The 3,656-nt window shown below is 66.0% G+C and carries 2 protein-coding genes; one reads left to right on the forward strand and one right to left on the reverse strand.

Annotated features, from left to right (window positions below; translation table 11 throughout):
• Window positions 1-122: 122 nt before the first annotated feature.
• Window positions 123-2,804: an asparagine synthase (glutamine-hydrolyzing) gene (gene asnB / locus ACTHL9_RS13250; protein WP_440519712.1), complete on the reverse strand. Its 2,682-nt coding sequence runs from the start codon at window positions 2,802-2,804 to the stop codon at window positions 123-125.
• A gap of 125 nt (window positions 2,805-2,929) precedes the next feature.
• Between asnB and pdxT the strand changes: the two genes are divergently transcribed.
• Window positions 2,930-3,610, forward strand: coding sequence for a pyridoxal 5'-phosphate synthase glutaminase subunit PdxT (gene pdxT, locus ACTHL9_RS13255; RefSeq protein ID WP_440519713.1), 681 nt, complete (start codon window positions 2,930-2,932; stop codon window positions 3,608-3,610).
• Window positions 3,611-3,656 lie beyond the last annotated feature (46 nt).

Genomic DNA, 3,656 nt, shown 5'->3' on the forward strand with positions numbered 1-3,656 from the left:
GGGTTGGCCCCTCAACGGAGCCTTTCACGCCGCGGGGGGGGGGCCACGGAGCCGCCCGTTGGCGCCGCCTGGTTGGCTGGGTGGCACCCCTCAAACCCTGACGGCGCAAGCGAACGCGGAGCTCAGCTCTCGTCGTGGGCGAACACGAGCGACATCGGCGTGGCCTGGGACCCCTGTCCCTGCGGGTTGTCCTTGAACATCCCGGCGATGGTCTCCTTCGGGAGGGCGGTGTCGTGCCCCATCACGACGACGCCCAGATCGTTCGCGTCCATGATGGCGGTGCCGCCGAAGGTCGCCACCGCGTCGGGGGGCAGGGCGGCGCGCACGGCCGCGCTGAGGGAGCGTGCGACGCCGTCGGGATCCTTGGGCGCGAGCTTCACTGAGTTGCTGGCCGCACCCAAGCTGTAGGGGGTGGCGCCGTCGATCGCGTTGATGTTGTTGCCCACCACGTCATAGAAGACGCCGCTCTTTCCCTGGAGCTTGCCGACGACGGACGCTGCGGCGGCTTTGGCGATGAGCGGAAGGCCCACCTCGTCGATCGCGATCTGCATCGACCAGGGGCTCCCGAGGCCAATTCCGGCGGGCGTCCGGGTGACGAACCTGCTTAGGACTCGCGCGGCAGGGGACACCTCGATCTCCCAGACGGGGAAGGACCGCCCCTGGGTGATCGCCACAATCTTCTCGCTCACGAGGAGGTACCACTGGTGGCCCTCGGCCGCCTTGCGCGCCTCTTCGGGCGCGGTGGGCAGGCCGTCGAAGAACCGCTTCACGTACCCGGTGACGGCTGGCGCGAGCTCCGTGGTGCGCGCGAACACGTCGGTCTGGAGCGGGTAGCGCCTGAAGGTCTGGCCGACGGAGACGATGTCGAGCTCCTTGCCCGGATTGGCCTCGTAGTCGCTCTTGCCAGCCTTGACGTCCGCGGGAGTCTCGTCCTTGTCGATGAACTCGCGGAACCACAGCTCCACGTTGAGGAGCCGCCAGAAGATCATCGTGTCGGCGTCGTTCTTGCCGTTGAGGTACTCCTCGAACGCCGTGAGGACCTGCTCGCGGTCCCAGTAAGGGCGGCTGTAGAAGGAGTTCGACATGAAGATCTTGTAGATCCGCTCCTTCATGAGCTTGAACCACTCCGCCTCGGGAGTCGTGAAGCCGATCTTGTTGCGGCGGTTGCTGATCATCTCCGGCAGGAGGCCGCGGGTGGCGTCCCGAAGCACGCGCTTGTTCCAGCCCTCCTTGATGATGGCCTCGTCCGAAAGGCTGAAGAGGTACTTCACCACTTCCTTGTCGAGGAACGGCACGCGGCCTTCGAGGGAGAACCGCATGGTGTTCTTGTCCTCGTACCGAAGGAGCGAGGGCAGCGACTTCGTGAAGAGGTCGTCGATGAGGCGCTGCTTGAGGTTGGCCGGGATGTTCCCGAACGACTCGCCACCGAACTTCTGCGTCCAGTCCTTCCTCAGCAGAGTGGCCATCGAGACGGTCTTCTTGCCGCTTGCCATGCCCCTGATCCGGAACCGCCCCAGGCGGTAGAAGATGTCGAGGCTCGACGACGTCTCCTTGGCGAGCGTCGCAAAGTCGCCCTTGTCCTTGAGCTGGCGGAGATAGGCGAAGTAATAGGGGATGTACCCGGCCATCATCTCGTCGGCGCCCTGGCCGTCGAGCAGCACGGTGACGTGCTTGCTGGCCTCCTTCATGACGCAGTACTGCGCGTACGGGCCCGAGGAGATGATCGGCTCCTCCATGGTGCGGACGAAGTCGACGAGATCGGCGTCGAAGCTCTCCGGGGTGGGCTTGATCTTGTGGGATTCGATCGTGCCCTGGCACGCGGCGATGGCGGCGTCGGCGTATGCCTCCTCGTCGTTGATGGCGTTCGGGAAGACTGCGCTGAAGGTGTTCTGCTTGGGCCCGACGGCCTCGAGGCCTGCTGCGTTCTCCTGCATGAGGCGGTTGATCGTGACGACGACGGCGGAGGAGTCGAGTCCGCCCGAGAGGGCGCTTCCCACCGGGACCTCGGAGTTGAGCCGGATCCGGATAGCCTCGGTGAAGCGCCGGCGGTACTCTTCGACGACGGCGGGCGTGTAGGGCGTGTTGACCTTCGAGAGCTCCTCGAGCTCTTCACGGAGGCGCGTGTAGCTCGAGATGCGGAAGCGGCGTGTCGCGAGCTCGATGGTCATCATCTCGCCGGGCAGGAGCTTGTGGACGCCGTCGAAGAACGTTTCCTCGGTGTCGTCGTGGATCCGGAAGCGCAGGTAGCGGTAGAGGATGCGCTCGTTGGGCTTGGCCTCGATCTTGCCGGTCGCGAGGATCGGCTTGATCTCGGAGGCGAACAGGATCTCGGGCTCGTGCTCGGTGCCCGCGTTGGCCCAGTAGAGCGGCTTGATGCCGAAGTGGTCACGCGCGAGCACGAGCCTGCCCAGACGCCGATCGAGGATGGCCAGGCCGAACATGCCGTTGAAGCGGTCGAACGCCTCCGAGCCCCATTCCTCGTAGGCCTGCAGGACCACCTCCGTGTCGGAGACGGTAACGAAGGTCCGCCCGAGGTCCTCCAGCTCGGCCCGCAGTTCGCGGTAGTTGTAGACCTCGCCGTTGTAGATCAGCACGATGTCCCCATCGGAACTGATCATCGGCTCCTGACCGTGGGCCCGGTCGACGATCGCGAGCCGCCGGTGGGCGAGCCCCACGCCTGCGCCCGCCTCGTCGCCGAGGAAGTACCCCTCGCCGTCAGGGCCGCGGTGCTGGATGCAGCTGTTCATTGTGTCGAGCAGAGCCTGATCCTGACCGAACCCGTAGTAGCCGGCGATACCGCACATCGTGCAATCCTCAATCTGTTGTCGTCACACGGTCCGCCGTCCATGCTACCGGCGCAGTCCTTGGCTCCCTCCTGCGCCGCGGCCGCCGGAAGCGGCGCGATCTGAGCCCGGACTAGACTGGACGGGTGACTTCTGCCGCTCCTTCCTCCACCGACCAGACTGAGCTGCGCGTCGGCGTCCTCGCCCTGCAGGGGGACGTGCGCGAGCACGTTGCCGCGATCGAATCGCTCGGTGCGCGGGCGGTCACGGTGCGCAGGCCCGAGGAGCTGGATGGCCTCGATGGGCTCGTCATCCCGGGAGGCGAGTCGACGGCGATCGACAAGCTGGCGCGCGCCTTCGGCGTGGCGGAGCCGCTCAAGCGCAAGATCGCCGAGGGGTTCCCGGTGTATGGGTCCTGCGCGGGCATGATCCTGCTTGCGAACGAGATCGCGGATCCGGCCGAGGACCTTTCGGGCCGGGCGCAGGAGACGTTCGGCGGTCTGGACATCACGGTGCGACGCAACGCGTTCGGCCGCCAGCGAGAGTCGTTCGAGACAGACCTCGACTTCAAGGACATCGACCAGTCCGGCGGTCCCATTCACGCCGTCTTCATCCGTGGACCGTGGGTTGAGCGGGTCGGCGACTCGGTCGAGGTGCTCGCAGAGGTCGACCCGCAGCACGCGTCCCACACGGCCACGCTGGGCGGCAGGTCTAGAATTGTCGCAGTCCGTTCAGGAAACCTGCTCGCCACATCGTTCCACCCCGAGGTGACGGGCGAGCGGCGGGTCCATGAACTTTTCATCCGCATGATCAAGGGAGAAGCGTAGGCATGTCCGGCCACTCCAAATGGGCGACCACCAAGCACAAGAAGGC

The organism is Sinomonas sp., from assembly GCF_051955515.1.
GTDB lineage: Bacteria > Actinomycetota > Actinomycetes > Actinomycetales > Micrococcaceae > Sinomonas.